This is a genomic window from Paraburkholderia largidicola, from assembly GCF_013426895.1.
GTDB classification, from domain to species: domain Bacteria; phylum Pseudomonadota; class Gammaproteobacteria; order Burkholderiales; family Burkholderiaceae; genus Paraburkholderia; species Paraburkholderia largidicola.
Map to the genome: position 1 here is coordinate 1,688,521 of NZ_AP023175.1, position 24,461 is coordinate 1,712,981.

Annotated in this window: 17 protein-coding genes; 13 read left to right on the forward strand and 4 right to left on the reverse strand. The window is 63.0% G+C overall.

Going from position 1 to position 24,461, the window contains the following annotated elements; translation table 11 throughout:
- Positions 1-154: 154 nt before the first annotated feature.
- The 5 genes from PPGU16_RS24195 to PPGU16_RS24215 all read left to right on the forward strand — a co-directional run bounded on the left by PPGU16_RS24195 (position 155) and on the right by PPGU16_RS24215 (position 6,338).
- Positions 155-1,177, forward strand: a complete 1,023-nt coding sequence (locus tag PPGU16_RS24195) for a TRAP transporter substrate-binding protein (RefSeq protein WP_180722940.1) — start codon at positions 155-157, stop codon at positions 1,175-1,177.
- A gap of 53 nt (positions 1,178-1,230) precedes the next feature.
- Positions 1,231-3,141: a TRAP transporter large permease gene (locus PPGU16_RS24200; RefSeq protein ID WP_180722941.1), complete on the forward strand. Its 1,911-nt coding sequence runs from the start codon at positions 1,231-1,233 to the stop codon at positions 3,139-3,141.
- A gap of 70 nt (positions 3,142-3,211) precedes the next feature.
- Positions 3,212-3,751 carry a VOC family protein gene (locus PPGU16_RS24205; protein WP_180722942.1) on the forward strand — a complete coding sequence of 180 codons (540 nt, stop codon included), beginning with the start codon at positions 3,212-3,214 and terminating at the stop codon, positions 3,749-3,751.
- Positions 3,748-5,034, forward strand: coding sequence for a ribulose-bisphosphate carboxylase large subunit family protein (locus PPGU16_RS24210; protein ID WP_180722943.1), 1,287 nt, complete (start codon positions 3,748-3,750; stop codon positions 5,032-5,034). Before PPGU16_RS24205 ends, PPGU16_RS24210 begins: the two co-directional genes overlap by 4 nt.
- Positions 5,031-6,338: a four-carbon acid sugar kinase family protein gene (locus tag PPGU16_RS24215; RefSeq protein ID WP_180722944.1), complete on the forward strand. Its 1,308-nt coding sequence runs from the start codon at positions 5,031-5,033 to the stop codon at positions 6,336-6,338. The genes PPGU16_RS24210 and PPGU16_RS24215 overlap by 4 nt, the downstream gene beginning before the upstream one ends.
- 16 nt (positions 6,339-6,354) lie before the next feature.
- Here the strand turns inward: PPGU16_RS24215 and PPGU16_RS24220 are convergent, their stop codons facing one another.
- The gene (locus tag PPGU16_RS24220) at positions 6,355-9,723 is read right to left on the reverse strand and encodes a DNA-binding protein (protein WP_224029367.1); all 3,369 of its coding nucleotides are present in this window, start codon (positions 9,721-9,723) and stop codon (positions 6,355-6,357) included.
- Positions 9,724-10,111: 388 nt separating this feature from the next.
- On the opposite strand from PPGU16_RS24220, the gene PPGU16_RS24225 reads away from it, so the two are divergent.
- The 4 genes from PPGU16_RS24225 to PPGU16_RS24240 all read left to right on the forward strand — a co-directional run bounded on the left by PPGU16_RS24225 (position 10,112) and on the right by PPGU16_RS24240 (position 14,966).
- A complete protein-coding gene (locus PPGU16_RS24225; protein ID WP_180722946.1) occupies positions 10,112-10,624 on the forward strand; it encodes a sigma-70 family RNA polymerase sigma factor in 513 nt (170 codons plus the stop codon).
- A 4-nt stretch (positions 10,625-10,628) separates the two neighbouring features.
- Positions 10,629-11,615 (forward strand): FecR domain-containing protein, encoded by a 987-nt coding sequence (locus PPGU16_RS24230; RefSeq protein ID WP_180722947.1) that lies wholly within the window; start codon positions 10,629-10,631, stop codon positions 11,613-11,615.
- Between the two features lie 113 nt (positions 11,616-11,728).
- Positions 11,729-14,209: a TonB-dependent siderophore receptor gene (locus PPGU16_RS24235; protein WP_180722948.1), complete on the forward strand. Its 2,481-nt coding sequence runs from the start codon at positions 11,729-11,731 to the stop codon at positions 14,207-14,209.
- A 22-nt stretch (positions 14,210-14,231) separates the two neighbouring features.
- Positions 14,232-14,966 (forward strand): hypothetical protein, encoded by a 735-nt coding sequence (locus tag PPGU16_RS24240; protein ID WP_180722949.1) that lies wholly within the window; start codon positions 14,232-14,234, stop codon positions 14,964-14,966.
- A 16-nt stretch (positions 14,967-14,982) separates the two neighbouring features.
- On the opposite strand, the gene PPGU16_RS24245 is transcribed toward PPGU16_RS24240, so the two are convergent.
- The 3 genes from PPGU16_RS24245 to PPGU16_RS24255 all read right to left on the reverse strand — a co-directional run bounded on the left by PPGU16_RS24245 (position 14,983) and on the right by PPGU16_RS24255 (position 19,595).
- The gene (locus tag PPGU16_RS24245) at positions 14,983-15,282 is read right to left on the reverse strand and encodes a DUF4148 domain-containing protein (RefSeq protein WP_180722950.1); all 300 of its coding nucleotides are present in this window, start codon (positions 15,280-15,282) and stop codon (positions 14,983-14,985) included.
- Between the two features lie 404 nt (positions 15,283-15,686).
- Positions 15,687-17,864: a TonB-dependent siderophore receptor gene (locus PPGU16_RS24250; protein ID WP_180722951.1), complete on the reverse strand. Its 2,178-nt coding sequence runs from the start codon at positions 17,862-17,864 to the stop codon at positions 15,687-15,689.
- A 720-nt stretch (positions 17,865-18,584) separates the two neighbouring features.
- A complete protein-coding gene (locus PPGU16_RS24255) occupies positions 18,585-19,595 on the reverse strand; it encodes an MBL fold metallo-hydrolase (protein WP_243460607.1) in 1,011 nt (336 codons plus the stop codon).
- Positions 19,596-19,871: 276 nt separating this feature from the next.
- Here PPGU16_RS24255 and PPGU16_RS24260 point away from each other — a divergent pair, with 276 nt between their 5' ends.
- Genes PPGU16_RS24260 through PPGU16_RS24275 form a run of 4 tightly spaced genes read left to right on the forward strand, consistent with a single transcriptional unit; the run spans position 19,872 to position 24,459 of the window.
- Positions 19,872-22,244, forward strand: a complete 2,373-nt coding sequence (locus tag PPGU16_RS24260) for a bifunctional salicylyl-CoA 5-hydroxylase/oxidoreductase (RefSeq protein WP_180722952.1) — start codon at positions 19,872-19,874, stop codon at positions 22,242-22,244.
- Positions 22,244-23,023, forward strand: a complete 780-nt coding sequence (locus tag PPGU16_RS24265; RefSeq protein ID WP_180722953.1) for an SDR family NAD(P)-dependent oxidoreductase — start codon at positions 22,244-22,246, stop codon at positions 23,021-23,023. Before PPGU16_RS24260 ends, PPGU16_RS24265 begins: the two co-directional genes overlap by 1 nt.
- On the forward strand, positions 23,020-23,577 hold the full coding sequence (locus PPGU16_RS24270) for a MarR family winged helix-turn-helix transcriptional regulator (protein WP_180722954.1): 558 nt from the start codon (positions 23,020-23,022) through the stop codon (positions 23,575-23,577). The genes PPGU16_RS24265 and PPGU16_RS24270 overlap by 4 nt, the downstream gene beginning before the upstream one ends.
- 30 nt (positions 23,578-23,607) lie before the next feature.
- Entirely contained in the window at positions 23,608-24,459 is an 852-nt protein-coding gene (locus tag PPGU16_RS24275; RefSeq protein ID WP_180722955.1) for an enoyl-CoA hydratase family protein, read from the forward strand.
- Positions 24,460-24,461 lie beyond the last annotated feature (2 nt).

A 24,461-nucleotide genomic window follows, 5' to 3' on the forward strand; every position in this document is an offset into this window, starting at 1 on the left:
GCAACATCATGCAGATACGGCACAGCGTAGCGAAAAATCTTCGGCAGCGCGCGTGCGGGACTTGATGGTTTTTGATGGCGCATGATGCCACAGCGGCACACATCACACAAAACGAACAACCCTCATGCATGGGACAAAGGAAGGAGACATTCGAATGACCAATCTCGTCAGGCGCTCGCTGCTTCGCGCCGCCGCGGCAGCCCCCGTCGCCGGCGCGCTCGGCTTTCCCGCCATCGTCCGTGCTGCTGCGCCGCAATACACATTCAAGTACGGCAACAACCTGCCCCTCACGCATCCTCTCAACATCCGCGCGAAGGAAGCGGCGGATCAGGTGAAGGAGCAGTCGAAGGGGCGCATGGAAATCCGCATCTTCCCGAACAATCAGTTGGGCGGCGATACCGACATGCTCGCGCAGGTGCGCAGCGGCGGCATCGAAATGTTCACGCCGTCGGCACTCGTCGTGTCGACGCTCGCGCCCGTCGCCGCGATCAACGCGATCGGCTTCGCGTTCAGCGACTACTCGCAGGTGTGGAGCGCGATGGACGGCAAGCTCGGCGCGTATGTGCGCGCTGCGATGTTGAAGGCCGGTCTCGAATCGTTCGACAAGATGTGGGACAACGGCTTTCGCGAGACCACGTCGAGCACACGCGCAATCGCGAACGCAGCGGACATGCACGGGCTGAAGATTCGCGTGCCCGTGAGCCCGTTGAGCATCGACATGTTCAAGGGTCTCGGCGCGGCGCCGACGAGCCTGCAGTTCAGCGAGGTCTATTCGTCGCTGCAGACGCATATCGTCGATGCGCAGGAAAACCCGCTGCCCATCGTGCAGGTCGCGAAGCTCTACGAAGTGCAAAAGTACTGCTCGCTGACGAATCACATCTGGGACGGCTTCTGGTTCGTGCTGAACCAGCGTGCGTGGCAGAAGCTGCCGAAGGACCTGCAAGGCATCGCGTCGGATGCGTTCAACCAGGCCGCGCTGCGCCAGCGCGACGACGTGCGCAAGCTCAACGACGCCGCCATCGCCGATCTGCAAACCAAAGGCCTGTCGATCAACCGCCCGTCGCCCGACACGTTCCGCTCGGCACTTCGGCAAGCGAACTTCTATGCCGACTGGAAAGGCCGCTTCGGCAACGAGGCGTGGTCGCTGCTGGAAGGCTACACGGGCAAGCTCGCGTGAATCGGCGCGGTGTGCCGCGCACGCCGCGCGCATCGCTCATTGGGGAGACCGACATGACGGATCAGGCACTGCCGCACGCAGCGCTCGCGGATGGGGCCGCCGCTGCGCAATTCGATGCCGCACTCGCCGCGAGCGGCCCGAGGCGCTGGCTGCGGCGCTTCGACCGCGCGCTCATTGCGCTCGTCGAAAGCGCGTGCGCGCTGCTGCTTGCCGTCGAAATCGTCGTGCTGTTCGTGGGTGTGGTGTGCCGCTATGCGCTGCATCAGCCGCTCGTCTGGTCGGATGAACTGGCGGGCATTCTGTTCTTGTGGCTGTCGATGCTCGGCGCCGTGCTCGCGTTACGGCGCGGCGAGCACATGCGGATGACAGCCTTCGTCAGCCGCCTGTCCCCGCAGCGGCGCGCGCTCGTCGATACGCTGGCTATCGTTCTCTCGATCGCACTGCTCGCGCTCGTGCTGTGGCCCGCGTATGACTTCGCCGCCGCCGAGACCGTGATCCTCACCCCCGCACTGCAGATCAGCGACGCCTGGCGCGCGTTCGCGCTGCCCGTCGGCGCGGCGTTAATGCTGCTCGTCGGCTTGATCCGCCTCGCGCAAGTGAGCCGCGTGCGCGACGTCGTCATGGCGCTGGTGTTCGTCGCCGTGGTCGCGGGCGTCATCTTGTGGGCAGCGCCTGTCTTGCCCGATCTCGGCAAGGCGAATCTGCTGATCTTCTTCGTCGGCGTCGTCGCGATCGGCATTTTCTCGGGCGTGCCGATCTGCTTTTCATTCGCGCTCGCGACCTTCGGCTATCTGAGCCTCACCACCGATACACCGCTCGAAGTGATCGTCGGACGCATGGACGAGGGCATGTCGCATCTCGTGCTGCTCGCTGTGCCGCTCTTCGTATTCCTCGGCCTGATGATCGAAATGACGGGCATGGCGCGCGCGATGATCCAGTTTCTCGCGAGCCTCGTCGGTCATGTGCGCGGCGGGCTGTCATATGTGCTGATCGGCACGATGTATCTGGTGTCGGGTATCTCGGGTTCGAAGGTCGCCGACATGGCCGCCATCGCGCCCGTGCTGTTCCCCGAAATGAAACGGCGCGGCGCCGACGAAGGCGACCTCGTCGCCCTGCTCTCGACGGCGGGCGCACAGACGGAAACCGTGCCGCCGAGCATCGTGCTCATCACGATCGGCTCCGTCACGGGCCTGTCGATCTCCGCGCTGTTCACGGCGGGCATGCTGCCCGCGCTGGTGCTCGCGCTGATGCTGTGTTTCGTCGTGTGGCTGCGCTATCGCAAGGAAGATCTGAGCCACGCGCAACGCTTCAACCGGCGTGAAATCGGCCGCATGTTCGTCGTCGCGTTACCTGCGCTCGCGCTGCCGTTCGTGATTCGCGGCGCGGTAGTCGAAGGCGTCGCCACGGCGACGGAAGTATCGACCATCGGCATCGCGTATGCGGTGCTGATCGGCCTGTTCGTCTACCGGCGCTTCGCGTGGTCCCGCCTGCCGCGCATGCTGATCGATGCGGCGACGCTGTCGGGTGCGATCATCTTCATCATCGGCTGCGCGACGGCGATGGCCTGGGCGCTCACGCAATCGGGCTTCTCGCAGGACCTGGCCGAACTGATGACTGCCCTGCCGGGCGGAACGTGGGCGTTCCTCGCGCTGTCGATGGTCGTGTTCATCGTGCTCGGCAGCGTGCTCGAAGGCATTCCCGCGATCGTGCTGTTCGGTCCACTGCTGTTTCCGATTGCGCGCGCCGCCGGCGTCAACGAAGTGCACTACGCCATCGTCGTGATTCTTTCGATGGGCGTGGGCCTGTTCTCGCCGCCGTTCGGCGTCGGCTACTACTCGGCGTGCGCGGTCAGCCGCATCAATCCCGATGCCGGCATGCGGCCCATCGTCGGCTATATGAGCGCACTGGTGATCGGCCTGATTCTCGTCGCGTTCATTCCGTGGATATCGACCGGCTTTCTCTGAGCGCGCTTCCGTTTTATCCATCGTTACACCGTTTCATCACGATCCCTTCTCTGGTATTGGGAGTGTCTTCATGAGTCGTTTTTTCGGCGAAATCCGCCAGGCCGGTTATGTCGTGCGCGACATCGAGGCGGCAATGGACCACTGGAGCCGCGTGCTCGGCGTCGGCCCGTGGTTCTATAACGAACGCGTGCCTATCGAGGACTATCGCTATCGCGGCGAACACTACGACGTGCATAACTCGGTGGCGCTCGCGAATTCGGGCGACTTGCAGGTCGAACTGATCCAGACACGCAACGACGCGCCTTCGATGTACCGCGACTTTCTCGCGGCCGGTCACACTGGCTTGCAGCACAACGCCTACTGGACGACTTCGTTCGATGCCGATCTCGAACGTCTGCTTCAGCAAGGCTTTAAGGTGGCGATGAGCGGCAACGTCGGCAAGAACGGGCGCTTCGTGTACTTCGACACGGAGCAGCATCCGGGGACGGTGATCGAACTGTCGGAAGTGGCGGGGCCGAAGGGCAAGCTGTTCGACATGATCCGTGCCGCGTCGCTGAACTGGGACGGCCGCGATGCCGTGCGCCCGTTTCCCGATCTGACGACGCTATGAGCGCGCCATCCTCTCGCGACGACAGCGTCGAAGCCGATTATCTGATCGAGACACCGCTCGACCTCGAACGGGTCGCCGACACGATAGCGGGCGAACAATCGAGCGGCACCTTCGTGCGCGTTGCCAATGAAAGCGACGCGTTGCGCGCGCGCAGCCGCGCAAGCGTGCTGCGCATCGAGGAGCTGGAGCCAGTGCCGCATGCGTCGCTGCCGAGCGCATGGCTCACAAGGCAACGCGTGAACGGGCCGTTCAGGCGCGCGCGCGTCACGCTGTCGTTTCCGGTCGCGAACATCGGCGCCAATCTGCCGACGCTCGCCGCGACGCTCGCCGGCAATCTGTACGATCTCGGCGAAGTGACGGGCATGCGTCTGCAGTCCGTGCGTGTGCCGCGTGCGTATCGCGAGCGCTTCGATCTTCCCGAGCACGGCGTCGCGGGCACGCGGCGTCTGACGGGCGTTGTCGAAGGGCCGATGGTCGGCACGATCATCAAGCCGAATGTGGGGCTGTCCGCGCAGGAGACCGCGCAACTCGTCAGAACGCTGTGCGAGGCGGGCATCGATTTCATCAAGGACGACGAGGTCTGCGCGAACCCGGAGCACGCGCCGATCGCAGAGCGCGTGCCCGCCGTGATGCGCGAAGTGCGCGCGTTTCGCGAGCGCACGGGCAAGCGCGTGATGATCGCATTCAACATCACCGACGACATGGACGCGATGCGGCGTCACGCCGAACTCGTCGAACGCGAAGAAGGCGACTGCGTGATGGCGAGCATCAACTGGTGCGGTTTCTCCGCGATCCAGGCGCTGCGCCGCGCGACGCCGCTCGCGCTGCACGCGCATCGCAACGGCTTCGGCATGATGTCGCGCGACGCTTCGCTCGGCATCGGCTTTCAGGCTTATCAGACGCTATGGCGACTCGCGGGCGTCGATCATATGCACGTGCATGGACTCGCGGGCAAGTTCGCGCAAAGCGACACGGAAGTGACCGAATCCGCTCGCGACTGCGCCACGCCGCTCGCCGACGGACTCGACGACCGCGTGCTGCCCGCGTTCTCGTCCGGACAATGGGCGGGCACGGTCCCCGCCACCTTCGATGCGATCGGCACGAGCGATCTGCTCTTCATGTCAGGCGGCGGCGTGCTCGCGCATCCGGACGGTCCGGCGGCGGGCGTGCGCAGCGTGCGGCAGGCGTGGGACGCCGCGCAATCGCGCACTCCGTTGCACGACTATGCCGCGCACGCGCCGGAACTGCGCGCCGCGCTCGCGTTCTTCGGACCGCGGACATGAGCGCATCGTACGGTTTCTACGGCGACGATTTTACGGGCGCAACCGACACGCTCGCGCATCTCGCCCGTGCCGGCCGCAAGTCACTGCTGTTTCTCGCGCCGCCCAGTCAGGCGCGGCTCGCCAGTGTCGGCCCGCTCGACGCGATCGGCATTGCGGGCGCCGCGCGCGCGATGCCGCCCGCCGCGATGGCCGACGAGCTGGCGCGGGTCGGCGCCTGCTTCGCCGCGCTCGGCGTGCGCGTGATGCACTACAAGGTGTGCTCGACGTTCGACAGCGCGCCGGACGTCGGCAACATCGCGACTGCCGTCGCGACGCTGCGCCGCTACGTCGACAATCCGTTCGTTGCCATTGTCGGCGGCCAGCCTGGGCTGCTGCGCTACTGCGCGTTCGGGCAACTGTTCGCGGCATCGGGCGGCGATACGCGCGCCGTTCATCGCATCGACCGACATCCGACGATGAGCCGTCATCCCGTCACGCCGATGCACGAAGCCGATTTGCGGCTGCATCTCGAAGCTCAGGGCATGCGCGATGTGGCATCGGTGGATTGGCGCGCGTACGCAATGCCGTTCGACGAACTCGAAGCGATGGTCGATGCGAAGGTCGCGTTGGGTTCGTCCGCTATCGTTTTCGACGTGCTGCGCGACGATGATCTGCTGACGCTTGGACGCCTGATCTCGGCGCGTTCGCAGCGTGCGCCGCTGCTGGCCGTAGGCGCGAGCAGCGTCGCGCAGGCATGGTGCGCTGCCGATGGCGCGTCGGCTGGATGCCGGGAACGTGAAGCGCCGCCGCTCGGCCGCGCGCAAGGGCCCGTATTCGCGCTCGCGGGCAGCCTGTCGCCCGTCACGGCGGCGCAGATCGAAGCCACCCGCTCGTACTGGAAGATCGAACTCGATCCGCTCGCGTGCGACGGCGATACGCTGCGTTTCAAAGCCGCGCCCATCGTCGACATGCTGCGCGACGGACGCAATGTGCTCGCGTTCACGCGCCGCCCGCACGCATCGGCGCGTGACGCGCAGCAGGTGGACGCAAGCCGCGAGCAGACTGCGCATGCGTGCGCGGCGCTGCTGCGCGACGTGGTGCGCGCGGCGAGGCCACGACGCATCGGCATTGCGGGCGGCGACACATCGAGCCATGCGGTCCAGGCACTCGATGCGTGGGGTCTGTCCTATCGCGCGCCGCTGACGGCGGGCGTCACCGTCTGCCGCCTGCATGCCGACGAGCCCTGGCTCGACGGCACCGACATCATGTTCAAAGGCGGGCAGATGGGCGACGTGGATGTCCTCGAACGGCTGATCGAAGGCTGAATGCGCGTTGTGCGCGTCAGCCCTCCAGCTTCGACATCACCGACGTCGCCGGATCGTACTGGTAGCCCTTTTGCGCGAGTTGCTGGGTCATCGTCGCGCCGATCAGCTTCTTCTGCGCTTCCCTGAACACCAGTTCATGATCGGGCTTGAGACGCTCCAGTTCGAATGACAGCCTGCGCAAGAGCGCGACTTCGCCGGTGCTGCGCGCGTCGATGAAGAGGATTTTTTCGTTCGCCTGGTCGAGCCGCTGCTTGATGTCCTTCGCGTACGTCACCCATTGCTCGGCGTTCGCGCGAAGCTCGTTGTAGGCCTTCGTGTGAGTCTTCGCCTGAGCCGCGATCTGGCGTTGCAAGGACGCGAGTTCTTCCGCGACATCGGCTCCGCCCGGCAGTTCGCCGCCTTGCGCACCCTGTGTCGATGCCTGTTCGCGCGGGCGCTCGGCCAGGCTTTGCGCCAGTTCGGCTGCGCGCTGTTCCGCGGCATCGGCCCGCTCTTTCGCGGCGAACGCGTCTTGCGTCGCGCGCGCCAGTTCGGCGCTGGCCGCCGTCTGCGACTCGCTCATCGCGCTGATCTGCGCGCGGGCTTCGTCCAGTTCGCGCGTGACGCGCTGCAGTTCGTTGAGTTGCGTCGACGCGCTGTCGCTTTTCGCTGCGGCCGCCTCGCGCTCGGATGAAAGGCTCTGCTCTGCTTGCGCTGCCTGACGTTCGGCTGCGTCCGCTCTTTCCTTCGCCGCCGATGCGTCCTGTGCGAGCTTTGCCAGTTCTGCGCTCGCGGATGTGTGCGCGTCGGTGAGCGTGTCGATCTGCTTGCGGGCTTCGGCGAGTTCTTGCGTCACGCGCTGCAGTTCGTCGAGTTGCGACGATGCTTCGCTGTTGCGCGCGACGGCGGCTTCCCGTTCCGCTGCGAGGCTCTGTTCCAGTTGTGCTGCACGTTGCCCGGCTGAGTCCGCTCGTTCTTTTGCGGCGGATACTTCTTGCGTGAGCCGCGACAGTTCGGCGCTTGCGACGGACTGGGCTTCCGTCAGCGCGGCTGCCTGTTTGCGGGCTTCATCGCGTTCGGCTGCGAGCGTTTGTTCGGCTGCTTCCGCGCGGTGCTTCGCCGCGGATGCGTCTTGCGTCACCTGCGCCAGTTCTGCGGCTGCCGCCGTTTGCGTCTCGGTCAGCGCGTTGATCTGATTACGCGCTTCTTCGAGTTCGCGCGTAACGCGTTGCAGCTCGTTCGATTGAGCCGACGCTTCGGCGCTTCGCGCTGTCGCTGCCTCGCGTTCCGCATCGAGATCCCGTCCCAACTGGGCTGACAGTTGCGCGGCTGCATCGGCGCGGCGCTTTTCGGCGGATGCATCTTGCGTCATCTGCGCCAGTTCGGCGGCGGCTGCCGTTTGCGCCTCGGTCAGCGCGTTGATCCGATTGCGGGCCTCTTCGAGTTCGCGCGTGACGCGTTGCAACTCGTCGAACTGAGCGGACGCTTCGCTGTTGCGCGCCACGGCTGCTTCGCGCGCGACGGCAAGACTCTCGTCCAGCTGGACGGCGCGCTGTTCGGCGGCTTCGGCCCGCTGCTTCGTGGATGCGGCTTCCTGCCGGACGTTCGCCAGTTCGGCGCTTGCCGCCGTCTGCGCCTCGGTGAGCGCGTGGATCTGTGTTCGCGCGCCTTCGAGTTCATCCGTGACGCGCTGCAATTCGCTGGTCCGCGCCGCCGATGCCTCTCGCTCGCTCGCGAGGTTCTGCTCCAGCTCCGTTGCGCGTCGTTCGGCGGCTTCGGCCCTTTCCTTCGCGGCCGTCGAGTCTTGCGTCAACGCGTCGATCCGTGAACGGGCTTCGTCGAGTTCGCGCGTGACGCGCTGCCGTTCGTCGCTTTGCGCCGCCGTGGCCTCGCGCTCGGATGCGAGGCTTTGCTCCAGTTCCGCTACTCGCTGCCCGGCCGCGTCGGCCCGTTGTTTTGCCGACGATGCGTCTTCCGTGACCCGCGCCAGTTCGGCGCTTGCGGCCGTCTGCGCCTCGGTCAGCGCATTGATCTGCGCGCGAGCTTCGTCCAGTTCGGTCCTGACACGCTGAAGTTCATCGCTGTGCGCCGCCGTTGTCTCGCGCTCTACCGTCAGGCTCTGCTCGAGTTGCGACACGCGCTGCTCGGCCGCATCGGCCCTTTGCTTCGCGGTGGACGCGTCCTGCGAGACCCGCGCCAGTTCGGCACTCGCGGCCGTCTGCGCCTCGGTCAGCGTATCGGCACGCGTGCGTGCTTCTTCCAGTTCGCGTGTGACGCGCTGCAGTTCGTCGCGCTGCGCCGCCGTGGCCTCGCGTTCCACCGTCAGGCTCTGGTCCAGCTGGGACGCGCGTTGTTCCGCTGCGTCGGCACGTTCGGTCGCGGCAGAGACGTCCTGCGTCATGCGCGCCAGTTCGGCTGCCGCCAGCGTGTGCGCCTCGGTCAGCGCGCCGATCTGCGCTCGGGATTCGTTCAGTTCGTGGTTGACGCGCTCAAGTGCGTTGCGCTGCTCGGACAGGTCGGCGGCATGTTCCAGCGCGGCGTCGCGTTCCGCGGCGAGTGCATTGCGGGTCTCGTTCAGGTCGGCCTCGACCGATGCGAGGCGCGCGGTGCTCTCGTTCGCCTGCGCCGCCGCTGCATCGGCGCGCGACACCGCTGCGGCCGCTTCCTGGGACCAGCGCTCGGCTTCTTCCGACTTCGCCTGGCAAGCCTCGTCCAGTGTCGCGATCTGCCGACGCGCGTCATCGCGCTCGCGGCCAAGCCGCGCGATCTCGTCGTTTTTGCCCGAAACCGTCGCGGCGAGCCATTCATTTGCCCGGTGCTGATCTTCGAGCGTGCTCTGGATCGCCGTGAGCCTGGCCTCGCCCGCCGATGCGCGCTCGCTCAGGTTCTGGGCGCTGGCCTCGGCGGCTTCCGCGCGCGCGGTTACTGTTTCGAAGTCGGCGCGAACCTGCGCGGCGGATTCCTGCAACGCGTGGAGGTCGTGGCGCAACCTGTCCAGCCGCTCGCGCCCCGTCGCGGCCTCTTCCCCCGTCTCCTGATACGCGGCAAGCGCCTCGTCACGCTCCCTGCGCACGACATCGAGTTGCTGGCTCGCCGCATCCAGGCCTTCGCTGAGCAACCGCCCGGCGTCGTCCTGTGAAGCGGTCCAGATGCGGCGTGCGGCTTCCATCAAGGTTTCCGCCAGTTCGCCCGGCAGCGCCTTCTGCGCTTGCGTCTCCGGTGCCGGCGGCTGCGGCTCGCGCGCCTCGCGCCAGCGTTGCAGCGCGGCGGCGACCGCGACGATCGAACCGCTGCGAACTTCCGCCCAGATCGTGACGGGGGAAACCAGACGGCCTTCTTCGGTCATGCGGTCTGCAACGGCTGCGACCTGCTCATCAATCATGGTGGTGTCGGTGTCGGTGGACATAGGCGCCTCGAGAATCAACTGGCCAGGCGAAAGACAAAATTTTCGATACGTTACTACGATCGGCGGCATCCGCAACGTAAGAAACGTGCCAATGCGCATCCAGCAAGCATTTGAAGGGCGGTGCAGGCGTCCGTAACGCTACGCCCTGATTCTGACAGGCGGCATCGACGGGATGGGCGATGGCTTTGGGCCAACGGTTGTCAGAACCCGCGCAACGGGCGTTCGACCCGGTTGCAGGACGTATGCCCACGCGCCATCGCCGTCGGCAGGCGGGACTCGCGCGGGAAATTTGATCGCGTGCAAGATTCTCTTCCCTTATGCGACAATACGAATAATTCTCATTTAGAAGCTTTATTTTTGCTTACTGGACTCGTCCGGAAGACCGCGCATGCCGGCAGACAATCTCTCGTTGCGTCTCGAGGTCGAAGACCTCTACGTCGCCCATCATGGCTGGCTTCACACGTGGCTGCGCCGCAAGCTGGGATGCGCGCATCGGGCGGCCGACCTTGCGCACGACACCTTCATGCGCCTGCTCGCGCGCGACGAACCGCTTGAACTGCTCGAACCGCGCGCCTTCCTGACGACGGTCGCCCAGCGCGTGCTGGCGAATCACTGGCGACGCGAGCAGATCGAGCGCGCGTACCTCGAAGCGCTCGCGCTGGTGCCGGAGCCGCTTGCGCCGTCGCCCGAAGAGCGTGCCGTGCTGCTCGAAACACTGTGCGAGATCGATGCGTTGCTCGACGGTCTGCCCGTACTGGTAAAACGCGCGTTCCTGATGGCGCAACTCGACGGCGCGACGCAGACGGAAATCGCCGCCACGCTGCGCATTTCCCTTGCGACGGTGAAGCGCTATCTGCTGAAAGCAGCCGCGCAATGCTTCTTTGCAATGAAACTGGAATGAACGCGTGAATATCGGCAGCCCTCCTGGCATCGCGCCCAATGTCGCGCGTCGTGCGGTCGAATGGTGGCTCGATCTGCAGTCCGGCGACATCACGGACTCGCAACGACGCGCGTTCGAATGCTGGCGGGCCGAACATGCCGACCACGATCGCGCGTGGCGGCATATCCAGTCCGTGAGTCAACGCTTTCAGACGCTCAACGATGGCGCAGGCGGGAGTGCCGCGCGCGCCGCGTTGACGCGTCCACGTTCGCCCGCGCGGCGCGCGGGCGTCAAGGCGCTGGTCCTGCTCTTCTTTGCGGGCGGGACCGCCTGGCTTGCGCGCGATCAGATTGCGTGGCGGAGCTGGAGCGCGGATCTGCGCACCAGCACGGGCGAGCAGCGCAACGTGACGCTCGCCGACGGCACGCGGCTCATGCTCAATACCGCGAGCGCCGTCGATGTCCGCTTTTCCGACACCGAGCGCCGCATCGTTCTGCTTCGTGGCGAAATCATGGTCGTCACGGGGCACGACGACGGACCCACGCCGCGCCCGTTCGTCGCACAGACGGCACAAGGCGTATCGATACCGCTCGGCACGCGCTTCTCGCTCAGACAGGAAGACTCGACGACCCGGCTCGACGTGTTCGAAGGCGCGGTCAAGGTCGAACCGGGCCACGCGCCGGGGGTGTCGAAGGTCGTGCATGCAGGCGAGCGCATGCGCTTCACCGCCACGCAGATCATGTCTATCGAGCCGACAAGCGCGGATACCGCGGCATGGACACAAGGCATGCTGGTCGCCAGCAACATGCGTCTGACCGACTTCCTGTCGGAACTCGGACGGTATCGGGACGGCTACCTGCGCTGCGATCCTTCGATCGCGGACTTCCGCTTGTCAGGCACGTATCCGCTATCGGACACCGATCGCGTGCTCAACACCCTCGCGACCACGCTGCCCGTCGAACTGGAGTACATCACGCGCTACTGGGTAACGGTGAAGCGAGCGCGTTCGTAGCGCGCAATCACTACGCGGCAAAAAATTTTCGTCGACATTGAGCTGTTTTCGATTCTCGCGGGACAAGGCAGATGAGAACACCAGATCATCTACCTCCTCGAGCCTCGTAAAACATGGGACTTTCTGCAAGAGCCAGCGCGAATACCGCCGCACGAGAATCACGTCGTCGTGCGTTTCCCGGACGGCACATCATCGGCATTGCGACGGCAACCATCTTCGCGACCATTGCGTCTCCCACCGTCTTCGCCGCCGATGCAACGGAAACGGCCCAAGCCTCACCACGCAAGACTTTCGATGTCGCTGCCGGACCGCTCGAAAGCGCGCTCAGCCAGTACGGCCAGCAAGCGCGCATCATGCTGTCGTATCCGAGCGCGCTCACCGCGAATCGTCATAGCGCGGGCCTGCATGGCGAATACGATACGCAACAGGGGCTCGTGCGGCTGTTGCGCGGCACGGGGCTGTCGTCCGTTCAACAGAGCAACGGCAGCTACACGCTGGTCGAAGATGCCAGCAATGTCGAACTCGACGACACGGCCGTATTGCCCACCGTCAAGGTCGCCTCGACAGGCATCAGCGCGGGGAGTTACCGACCGCCACCCGAAGCGAATATCACGCGCTCCGACATTCCCGTCATCGATACGCCGCAGGCCATCAACGTCGTGCCCGCGCAAGTGTTGCGCGATCAGCGTCCGCGCAATCTCGACGACGCGCTCGCCAACGTCAGCGGCATCGTGCAAGGCAACACGCTGGCGGGCACGCAGGACACGTTGCTCAAACGCGGCTTCGGCGGCAACCGCGACGGCTCGATCATGCACAACGGCATGCCGCTCGTGCAGGGCCGCGGCCTCAACGCCGCAGCGGATAGCGTCGAAGTGCTCAAGGGACCGGCATCGCTGCTCTACGGCATCATGGACCCGGGCGGCGTCGTCAACGTGGTGAGCAAGCAGCCGCTGCTCACGCCTTATCACGCCGTCTCGTTGCTCGGTTCGACCTATGGCCACGGCCGCAACGGCGCGGATGGCACGCTCGATCTGACAGGACCCATCGGCGATTCGGGCCTCGCGTACCGTCTCATCGTCGACCAGGTCAACGAACAATACTGGCGCAACTTTGGCGAACACCGCGAAACGCTCGTCGCGCCTTCGCTTGCCTGGTATGGACGCGATACCCAGGTCGTACTGTCCTACGAGTATCGCAAGTTTCTGTATCCGTTCGATCGCGGCACCGCGCTCGATCCCAAGACCAACGAGCCGCTGGCCATTCCCGCGCGCGAGCGTCTCGATGAGCCGTTCAACGAAATGGACGGCGAATCGCATCTCGCGCAACTGACCGTCGATCATCAGATCAACGCGAACTGGAAGGCGCATTTCGGCTACAGCTACAACCGCGAAACGTACGACGCCGGCCAGTTGCGCGTGCAAGGCGTCAACAGCACGACAGGCGTGCTCTCGCGCAGCAACGACGCGACGCACGGCGCGCTCAGCACGGACAGCTACGCGATCGCCTATATCGATGGACATTTCACGGTGGCGGGATTGCGCAACGACCTGCAAGTGGGTGTCGACGACGAATATCGGCGCATCTATCGGAAGGACCTGTTGCGGCAGGCGACGAAGTACACGTTCAACTATTTGCACCCCGTGTATGGGCTCGAAAGCCCGTCGACCACCGTGTCCGCCAGCGACAGCGACCAGACCGACACGCTGCATGACGCATCCGTGTTCTTTCAGGACAGCCTGCATCTGACCGACAAATGGATCCTCGTCGGCGGCGCACGGTTCCTGTCGTACAACCAGGTCGCGGGACGCGGCCGCCCGTTCCACGTGAACACCGATCTGAACGGGACCAAATGGTTGCCGCGCGCGGGTATCGTCTACAAGTGGACCGATAACGTCTCGTTGTACGGCAGCTATACGCAATCGCTGAAGCCAACGTCGACGATCGCTCCGCTCAGCACGGGCGTCGTGATCGACTCGTCGGTGCTGCCCGAAGAAGCGACCTCGTGGGAAGTCGGCGCGAAAGTCGCCATGCCGGCCGGCCTGACGGGCACGCTCGCGTTCTTCAACATCGATAAATCGAACGTGCTGGTGTCACAGTACAACGACTCGACCAAACAAACCGACTGGCGAACGTCGGGCAAGGCGCGCTCGCGCGGCATCGAGCTCGATGTCGCCGGGCAGATCGGCCAACGCTGGAGCGTCATTGCGAGCTACGCGTATATCGACGCGAAAACGACGGAAGACCCGCTCTATGCGGGCAACCGGCTGTGGAATGTCGCGCAGCATACGGCGTCGCTCGCGGCCGTTTACGACTTCGGTGCGATCTTCGGCGGCGATCAGTTGCGCGTGGGCGCGGGCGCGCACTACGTCGGCGAACGGCCCGGCGATTCGGCGAACAGCTTCACCCTGCCCGCCTATACCGTCGCCGATGCGTTCGCAAACTACAACACGAAATGGGGCGGACATAACGTGTCGTTCCAGTTGAATGTGAAGAACCTCTTCAACAAGACCTATTACCCGTCCAGCGCTAATCGCTATTTCGTCGCGGTCGGCGACGCGCGGCAGGTTTCGCTTCTTTCTACGCTCGAATTCTGAACGCGGCCACGAGGACATCAACATGAAACGCAATCGAACGGCAGCGCCCGATCACACGCGACGCCATGCGCTCTCTTCGCTTTTGGGTTTGGCGACTGCCGCGCTATTACCGTCCATCGCTCGCGCCAATACCAAAGACGCTCGAAAAAACATCGTGATGGTCGTACAACTGAACGGCCCCAACCTCGCGACCGATCAGCGCATTGCAGCCCATCTCGGCGCACGCGGCTACTCGGTTCAACTCGTCGATCAGGATTACCGCCCCGAACTCGCGCGCGACGCGAATCTGATCGTGATCTCGTCGACGGTGTCGTCGAAGGATGTACTGCCTGGATGGCGCACGTTACCCGTGCCGCTCGTCACCTGGGAAAACGACTTGCTCGACGATTTGGCGATGTGTGGCAAACGCCATGATGTCGATTTCGGTGAGACCGATAAAGAGCGCTACCTGTGGCTGGTGAATGCACCGCATCCGATTGCTGCGGGCTTGCCGGCAGGCGTCGTCAACGTGTACGGAAAGCAGGCGGCGATGAGCTGGGGCAAGCCGGGCCTCGGCGCATCCGTTATCGCGAGCGTCTACGGTCAGCCCGACAAGGCTGCCATTTTCGCCTACGAAGCGGGCGCAACGATGGACTACGAAGCGCTCGCACCCGCTCGACGCGTGATGTTCTTCATGAGCAACGACTCCTTCGCGAACCTCTCGCAGTCAGGCCAGCAATTGTTCGATGCCGCGATAGACTGGGCCATCAAACGTTAGGCATCCCCGGCTCGGATCAATGATGGTCGAACAGGATGCTATTGTTGATGCCTTGCGCCGGAGACCCCGATTGCGAAAAATTCAACGGCATCGTTCCGTAGCCGCTGTCCGATTGCTGTGCCACTGTCGACGCGTTTGCGTTGTAGTCGGGATAGTGCACCTTCGATTGATGCAACGTGCCATCTTTCTCGGCTTGCACGATTTGCGCCTTGACTTCGCCGCGCGTCGTCGTCTGATTCGAATCGATCTTTGCGTATGAGATTGCAGGCATCAGAAGCACGGCCGTCAGCATTGCGATGGTGATTGAGGTTTTCATCGAACTCTCCTTGCTTGGTGAACAGGTTCAAAAAGATGCCCGTTCAGATTAGGTCCAAAAGACTTAACGGTTCCTTATTCGCTCACGACGATTTCAAGTTGCCGTTGTCATCAGGCTTGGGACCAGGTTTGTGACGGTTAGATTATTGTCGAGCGCGGATGACCATAATCTGGCCGCTCGATTACGAATCTGTTATCTGCAAGGAAGGTCATCGAATGAGGTGTCAATCGATGGCGTACGTTCGGCTGTATTCGAAGCGTCAATCTGTCGATGAGCGTTCGAACAAGATGGATTTGCTTGGCGCTGGTGAATGCGTTGGACGCATTAGACGAAGCGACAGTCACACTGCATGGTATGCCTGTCGCTTCCTTTACCTCTCTGCGCTGATTATCGCAGCTTCCTGCTTAGAATTGCATCGTCGCGCTAGCCACCGCCGTACGCGTCGCGGACGGGCTGACGTAGTAGCCCCACGCGGTCGTCCAGTAACGGCGGTTGAGGAGGTTGTTGATACCCGCGCGGAACGTCACTTCTTTGCCCGCAATACGCGTTTCATACTTGCCGCTCAGATCGAACACCGTATATGCCGGCACGAATTGCGTGTTGGCGGCATCCACGGCCATATCGCTGACATAGCGGCCACCGAACGCAAGCGTAAGACGACGCATGTACGACGGGTTGTATTCGACGCGGCCCGTCACGGTCCATCGCGGCGCCCCATAGATACGCTTGCCCTCGATAGTCGGATCGTCGATATCGACGGCCTTGGTATCGAGCCACATCACGCCACCCATCACGCGCCAGTCGCTGGCAAGCTGAAGCCAGCCGCTCGCATCGACGCCCGTGTAACGCTTGGTGCCGTCCTGAACGAAGATGTTCGCCGAGTTCGTGTAGTTGTAGCCCTGATCGACGCGGAACAGCGCGAGATTCGCACCCCACTTGCTGCGATCCGTCTTGAAGCCCACTTCATATTGCTTGCTGCGCAGCGGACCGAACGTCGCTGGGTAGTTGAGGTTGGTGTTCGCAGCCGAACCGCCTTGCTCCAGCGACTGAACGTAGCTGAAGTACAGCGTCGAATACGCGTCCGTCTTGTACATCAGCGCCACAGTCGGCGTCACGGGAGACGCGCTGTAGTTCGCCGTGGTCGCGCCCGTCGGATCGTACGTGAACTGATGGAACTGCGTATAGCGCAAGCCGAGCAGCGCCGAAATGCGCGGCGTGAACTGAACCGTGTCGCTAGCGTAGATCGCGGCCTGTGTCGTGCGGGACTGCTTGTACAGGTTCTCGCCGATATGCACGTCGGCATTGGTCAGGAACGTGCTGCTATAGATGTTGCCGATACCGAGGGTATACCCGTCGTTCCAGCCTTCGCTGTTATCGTACTCAGTGACTTGCGATTGATAGCCCGCACCGAAGACGACATCGTGCTTGATGCTGCCCGTGTTGAACTTGCCTTCCACCATCGCGTCGACGTTCTGGTAGAAGTATCGCGTCATCGCCGCATACAGCGTGTTGGAGTAGTCACCGGCCGTGTTGTACACGTACAGCAGACTGTCCGAGTTCGTGCGGTTTTCCTTCGCGAAGCGGTACTTCACGCTCGCGTGCCAGTTCTCGGAGAGCCGATAGTCGAGCCCCGTTCCGAACGACGCCATTTCGACCTGGTAGTAGTTCTGCGGTTGCGACAGATTGTGCGTGACCAGACTGGCGTCCGGAATGCCGCCCGCGTCCGAGCCGAACATCAGGCCGAAGATCGTGCCTTCCTGCTTACGCTTCGTGTAGAACGCGTCGACCGTCCACGTCAGGTCCGGCGTGATGCGGAAGTCGAGCGCCGCCGACGCCACCTGGCGTCGCAGATGTCCATTTGCCTCGGCCGTATTGCCTTCCTCGTTGACGAGGTTGAAGCGGTAGCCGAACCGGTCGTCCTTGCCAAAGCGGCCGCCAACGTCAAGCTTCTCGCTGAACACACCCGCCGACTGATAGCCCACCGAAAAGCTGCGATACGGCGTATCGGTCGGACGCTTCAGCACGTAGTTGACGATACCGCCCGGCGAGCCGAACCCGTACATGAAGCCCGACAGCCCCTTCAGCAGTTCGACCTGCTCGAACGGCTCGAGTGCGAGATCGGTGTCCCACGACGGGAAGCTCTGTCCATCGACCTTGATGCTGTTGAGCGTGTCGATCGGCAGGCCTCGCACGTTGAACATCGAGTTTTCGCCGATGGCGTTGGTGCTCGTGATCGACACGGCCGGGTCGTACTGGAACAGGTCGTTGGCCGTATTCGCGAACAGATCCTGCGCCTCTTCGCTCGTCACGACGTGCGTCGAAAACGGCGTGTCGACCTGCTTGAGTGTGCCGAGCGCACCGGCACTGATCTTGTCGGGCTGCGCCCCATTGTTATCCGCCGACGCTTTCACGCTGACGGTTGGGAGCGTCGCGTCTGCGGCAACCGCGTCGTCCGCGCGAGCGCACGACGTCGCAGTCGATAGCGCCAGTCCGACGCTGATGAGTAGCGCGGCGCCGAGAACAGACTGGTTACGGGAATAGCGGTGAGCGGTAAGCGCGTGGTCAGACTTCAGAATCTTCATTCGTTGTTATGGCAGGCGGGTTACGAAACACCTGGTGCAAATGGTGGCGAAAATTTCGGGTGAATGGTAATGACAACGATTCGCAATTGCAAATCAATTTGACCGTTTAGTACATTTAGTCGTCACCACGCCACAGCCTGTTTTTCGCGTGTAGATGCCGCTCGCGCCGACCCGTGGCGGCGCTCACGAGGCGCGCCGTGTTTCTTACTAAAACTATCAAATGCGACTCATTCGCATTTACGACGAAAATGTGGCATACTCTTGCCAGGCGCGTGTTTCCCCTCGTCTATGACGCATTGCGACAGATGACAGGCGGTAGATGGGGACCTATGTTCTTCAGGCTCTATCGTATCGTTCGGAGTGCAAATTACTCTTTGCTTGTCGTGCTGATCGCCGAATACGCAACGCTTGCTGTCACGACCGACCGCGCTGGAACATCCGCGCACCCGTGACACCCGGCGATGGATGTCCGCCACGGGTTGAAGGAGACACAGGGAGCAAAACGATGAACGTATGGTTCGACGGCAGAAATGTGGATGCTCAGCAGCGACGCGGAAACGCTGGACGATATATCCGGCGTGCTGCCGGATTCGCTATTGTGGGGGCCGGTGCGCTGATCGGAATGGTGCGACTTGCAGCGTGGTTGTCGAGCGCCACGTGACGCCCGTACGAGGAAACATTGAAGCCGCCGAAGATTGCCGGGCGCTTTAGAGTTATTTACTACAGCCCGTCGTAGACCATCTTTGTGAATTGGCTGCCGTTGAACACGAAATTCCCCCATTTCGCGTCGAAGGCCGCGGTCGGCCTGGCGGCGATAATTTCGTCCAGTGATTTGCCCTGCGATTTCAAGGCTGCGACGTTATTGCGGACCGTAACCAGCATGTCGCGGAATTCGATCAGTTGAGTGCGCGTCCCCACCGCGCCATGGCCGGGAACGACGATGGTGTGGTCTGTGGTAGATGCCACAGCCTTGTTGGCCCATTTGATCGCACCGTCGATATTGCCGCCATCTTCATTGTCGATATACGGATAAATGCCGTTCCAGAAGGTGTCTCCCAGCGCCAGAACATCGGCCTTTTTGAAGTAGACCCATAGATCTCCATCGGTGTGGCCACCACCGAAGTTCTCTACTTCAATCGTCGTTCCTGCGAAGTTGAAAGTCTTTTCGTTATCGACAATCAGGGTTGGGCGTGCACCGGCCGGCACCGGATCGAAGGTCCAATTCCAGGCGTTGACATGCGTGGTCTCGGTCAGATGCTTCAAAGTATTCTTGTGCGCAACGATGGTGGCGCCAGCTGCGTGCATCCATGCATTGCCGTCGGTATGGTCCCAATGCCAATGCGTGTTCACCACGTATTTCAGCGGTGAGGGACTGATCTTGCCGAGGGCGGCCTGCAGCTTTTCTTGCGATTTGCTAATGCCCGCGTCGACCAGAAATTTGCCATCCTTGCCCGACAGGACGGTAATGTTGCCGCCTGAACCCATCAGCACGGTGATATTTCCACGCAATGGCTGCACGACGATTTCCCCGTCGGCACGGCGTAAATATCGGGCGCCTGCACCAGTGTGAAAATAGTCGTCTGGTCCGGCGTTGCTTCCTGGTGAAGGTGGACTGCCCGTTTCAGCGAACGCTGCCGTCGAGGCTAGCGACGACCCCGCAGCAATCGCGAGCAATACAAACAGTGTGGAAAGCATGCTGCCTTTATTTCCTGGCTTGATCAACGTATTCATGGTTCTTCGCTTTCGTTTGGGAAACCGGTACATCTGAATGCTTGTCGAGCAATGGGGATAGCCGGCGAACGGGTCATTTCCCCAAAGGGCGAAGAAATAGTGATGCGACGCGGCTATAGCGTCCAAGACCTGTTTACTATTCAAACGATAAGCAACGCCTATAGTTGGCCGGCTCTCCACGGATCAAGGGCACGAACCCATCGTCTCGCAAATTTACTTGACACCTAAACTATCAAAACCTAAAGTAAAGCCGAGCACACACGTTGGGGAACCAGCATGCGCATTGTCTGTATCGGCGGCGGCCCGGCTGGGCTGTATTTCGGGTTGTTGATGAAGCACCGGCATCCGGCGCACGAAGTGGTCGTCGTCGAGCGCAACCGGCCGTATGACACCTTCGGCTGGGGCGTCGTGTTTTCAGACCAGACGCTCGGCAATCTGCGCGCCGCCGACGCCAATAGCGCCGACATGATCCTCGGCGCGTTCAATCACTGGGACGACATCGAAATCCACTTTCGCGGCGCGAAGGTACGCTCGTCGGGACACGGCTTTTGCGGCATCGGCCGCAAGCGGCTGCTGAACATCCTGCAGGCGCGCTGCGAAGAACTCGGCGTGAAGCTGGTGTTCGAAACGCAGGTCACGAACGACGACGATTACGACGCCGACCTCATCATCGCCAGCGACGGCCTGAACAGCGCCATCCGCCAGAAATACGCTTCGACCTATCAGCCCGACGTCGACATGCGCGATTGCCGCTTCGTGTGGCTCGGCACGAACAAGCTCTTCGACGCCTTCACATTTGCGTTCGAAAAGACCGAATGGGGCTGGTTCCAGGCGCACGCGTACCGCTTCGACGACCAGACGTCGACGTTCATCGTCGAAACGCCTGAGCGCGTGTGGCGCGCGGCAGGACTCGACGAAATGAGCAAGGAAGAGAGCATCGCGTTCTGCGAGCGGCTGTTCGCGAAGTATCTCGACGGCCATCCGTTGATGTCGAACGCGAGCCACTTGCGCGGCTCGTCGCAATGGATCCGCTTTCCGCGTGTCGTCAATCGCGAATGGGCGCACTGGAAAACAGCCGCCGACGGCAAACGCGTACCCGTCGTGCTGATGGGCGACGCCGCGCACACCGCGCATTTTTCGATCGGTTCCGGCACCAAGCTCGCGCTCGAAGACGCGATCGAACTCGCGAACAGCATCGACGCGCATCCGCATGATCTCGCCGCCGCGCTCGCGCACTACACGGAAGTGCGCAGCGTGGACGTGCTGCGCATCCAGAACGCCGCGCGCAATTCGACGGAATGGTTCGAGCATGTCGACCGTTACACGTCTTTCGAGCCGGAGCAGTTCGCATATTCGCTGCTGACTCGCTCGCAGCGCATATCGCACGAGAACCTGCGCGAGCGCGATGCCGGCTATCTCTCGTCATTCGAAGACTGGCTCGCAGCGCGCGCGGGCATCGAACGCGCGCCGGACAAGCACTCCGTTCCGCCCATGTTCACGCCGTTCAAACTGCGAGGCGTGACGCTGAAGAACCGTGTCGTCGTGTCGCCGATGGCGCAGTATTCAGCCGTCGACGGCGTCGCGGGCGACTATCACCTGATGCATCTCGGCGCTCGCGCCATGGGTGGCGCGGCGCTCGTGATGACCGAGATGACCTGCGTGTCGCCCGAGGCACGCATCACGCCCGGATGCCCCGGCATGTACGCGCCGGAACATCTGGCCGCGTGGCGTCGCATCGTGCAGTTCGTGCACGCGCAGTCCGACGCGAAGATCGGCATGCAGCTCGGCCACGCGGGCGCCAAGGCGTCGACGCGTGTCAGCTGGGACGGCATCGACCAGCCCTTGCCCGAAGACAACTGGTCATTGGTGTCGGCATCGCCGCAGCAATACCTGCGCGGCGTGAGCCAATGGTCGCGCGAAGCGACGCATGCAGAACTGCGCGAGATCGAAGCACAGTTCGTGCGTGCGACGGAAATGGCCGCGGAAGCGGGCTTCGACTGGCTCGAATTGCACTGCGCGCACGGGTATTTCCTGTCGAGCTTTCTCTCGCCGCTCACCAATCATCGCACTGACGAATACGGTGGAACGCTGGCGAATCGTCTGCGCTATCCGCTCGAAGTGTTCGCCGCGATGCGCAAGGCCTGGCCGCAGGACAAGCCGATGTCGGTGCGCATTTCCGCGCACGACTGGGTCGACGGCGGCACGACACCCGACGATGCCGTCGAGATCGCGCGCGCGTTCAAGGCGGCGGGCGCGGACATGATCGATGTGTCGTCGGGACAGGTGAGCAAGGAAGAAAAGCCCGTGTACGGTCGCATGTTCCAGACGCCGTTCGCCGATCGCATCCGCAACGAAGCGGGCATCGCGACGATCGCGGTCGGCGCGATCTCCGAGGCGGACCACGTGAACAGCATCATCGCTGCGGGCCGCGCGGACCTGTGTGCGGTTGCGCGTCCGCATCTGGCGAATCCGTCGTGGACGCTGAACGAAGCAGCGAAGATCGGCTACTTCGACGTGAACTGGCCGAAGCAGTACACCGCCGCCAAGTCGCAACTCGAACGCAACTACGAGCGCGAGCGCGCACAGGCCGCCGAGAATGCACGGCTGTCGCCGCTAGAGCGCGCACAACGCGCGGAAGGAACGGTTTGATGAACAGCACCCTTGCGGGAAAACACGCGGTAGTCACGGGCGGCGGCAGCGGCATCGGCGCGGCGACGGCAGAAGCGCTGGTTCGCGCGGGTGCGCGCGTCACGTTGATGGGCCGCGATGCGCAACGTCTTGCCGCGCAGCGCGAAACGTTGAGCGCGTATGGCGAGATCGCAGCTTGCATCAGCGTCGATGTGTGCGACGAAAGCGCTGTCAACAAGGCATTTTCTGAAGCATCGTCGATTGCAGGCGCTGTCGACGTGCTCGTCAACAATGCAGGCCAGGCACAAGCCGCACCGTTCACGCAGACGGATATGGCGCTGTGGCAACGCATGCTCGACGTCAACCTGACGGGCGTGTTTCTCTGCACGCGCGCCGTGTTGCCGTCGATGCTCGACCGCAACTATGGCCGCATCATCAACGTCGCGAGCACGGCGGGACAGATCGGTTACGCGTACGTCGCCGCTTACTGCGCGGCCAAGCATGGCGTGATTGGCCTCACGCGCTCGCTCGCACTCGAGGTCGCGACGAAGGGCGTCACCGTCAACGCCGTCTGTCCCGGCTATACGGAAACGGAACTGCTGCGCGCGTCGCTCGACCAGATCACCTCGAAGACTTCGCGCAGCGAGCAGGAAGCACGCGACATTCTCGTGCGCAACAACCCGCAGCGCCGCTTCATCGCGCCCGCCGAAGTCGCAAACGCCGTGCTGTGGCTGTGCATGCCGGGTTCCGAATCCATCACAGGTCAATCTGTTTCCGTTTCAGGCGGAGAAGTCACATGAGCAACATTGCAAAGAAGAAAACTACCGACGCCGCCGACTCCAAACCGACGCGCAAAGGCATTGCGAAACCCGCGGAGAACGTCGTGGACATGGAAATGAGCACGGGCGCGGACAGCCACATGGGCTTACGCCTGTGGCTGCGCATGCTGACGACGACCAACCTCGTGCAAGCGGAATTGCGCAAGCGTCTGCGCAACGAGTTCGACACGACGTTGCCGCGCTTCGATCTGATGGCGCAACTGGAGCGTCATCCTGAAGGCCTGAAGATGACGGAACTGTCGCGCCGCTTGATGGTGACGGGCGGCAATATCACCGGCATTACAGATCAACTGGAAAAAGAAGGCCTCGTCGCGCGCGACACCGATCAGAACGACCGCCGTTCGATCAGCGTGCGTCTCACGCCGGAAGGCCGCGCGCTGTTCGACAGAATGGCCGTCGCACACGAACAATGGGTCGTCGAGATGTTCGGCGGCCTCGATCTCGATGAGAAATCGCGCACGCATCAAAAGCTCGGCAAGCTCAAGCAGCATCTGCTGAACACGATCAAGAGCTGACGCGCGACATCTGCAAAAGAGGAGACAACGATGACCCGTTCCGCTGCCGATGCCCTGCTCGCCGGCAATCGCACGACACTCGCCGCTTACGACGCGAAGCACTTCGGCTGGTCCGTCAACGCGGGCGTCGCGACGATCACGCTGAATCGCCCGGAGCGCAAGAATCCGCTGACCTTCGAGTCGTACGCGGAGTTGCGTGATCTGTTCCGGCAACTCGCGTATGCAACCGACGTAAAGGTCGTCGTCATGCACGGCGCGGGCGACAACTTCTGCTCGGGCGGCGACGTGCACGACATCATCGCGCCGCTGATCGATCTGCCAATGCCCGAACTGCTGCTCTTCACGCGCATGACAGGCGATCTGGTCAAAGCGATGCGGCATTGCCCGCAGCCGGTCATCGCGGCCGTCGACGGCGTCTGCGCAGGCGCGGGCGCGATTCTCGCGATGGCCTCCGACATGCGCCTCGGCACCGCGCGCAGCAAGCTTGCGTTTCTGTTCACGCGTGTGGGCCTTGCCGGTTGCGACATGGGCGCGTGCTCGATCCTGCCGCGCATCATCGGCCAGGGGCGCGCATCCGAATTGCTTTACACGGGGCGCTCCGCGAGCGGCGAAGAAGGTTACGCATGGGGCTTCTACAACCGCTTGTGCGCGCCGGAAGCGCTGCTCGACGAAGCATCGAAACTCGCCGCCGATCTCGCCGCGGGCCCGACGTTCGCGCATGGCGTCACGAAGAAGATGCTGCACCAGGAATGGAGCATGAGCATCGACGAAGCGATCGAATCCGAAGCGCAGGCACAGGCCATCTGCATGACGACGCGCGATTTCGAGCGTGCGTATCGCGCGTTCGCGGCGAAGTCGCGCCCCGTGTTCGAAGGAGACTGATC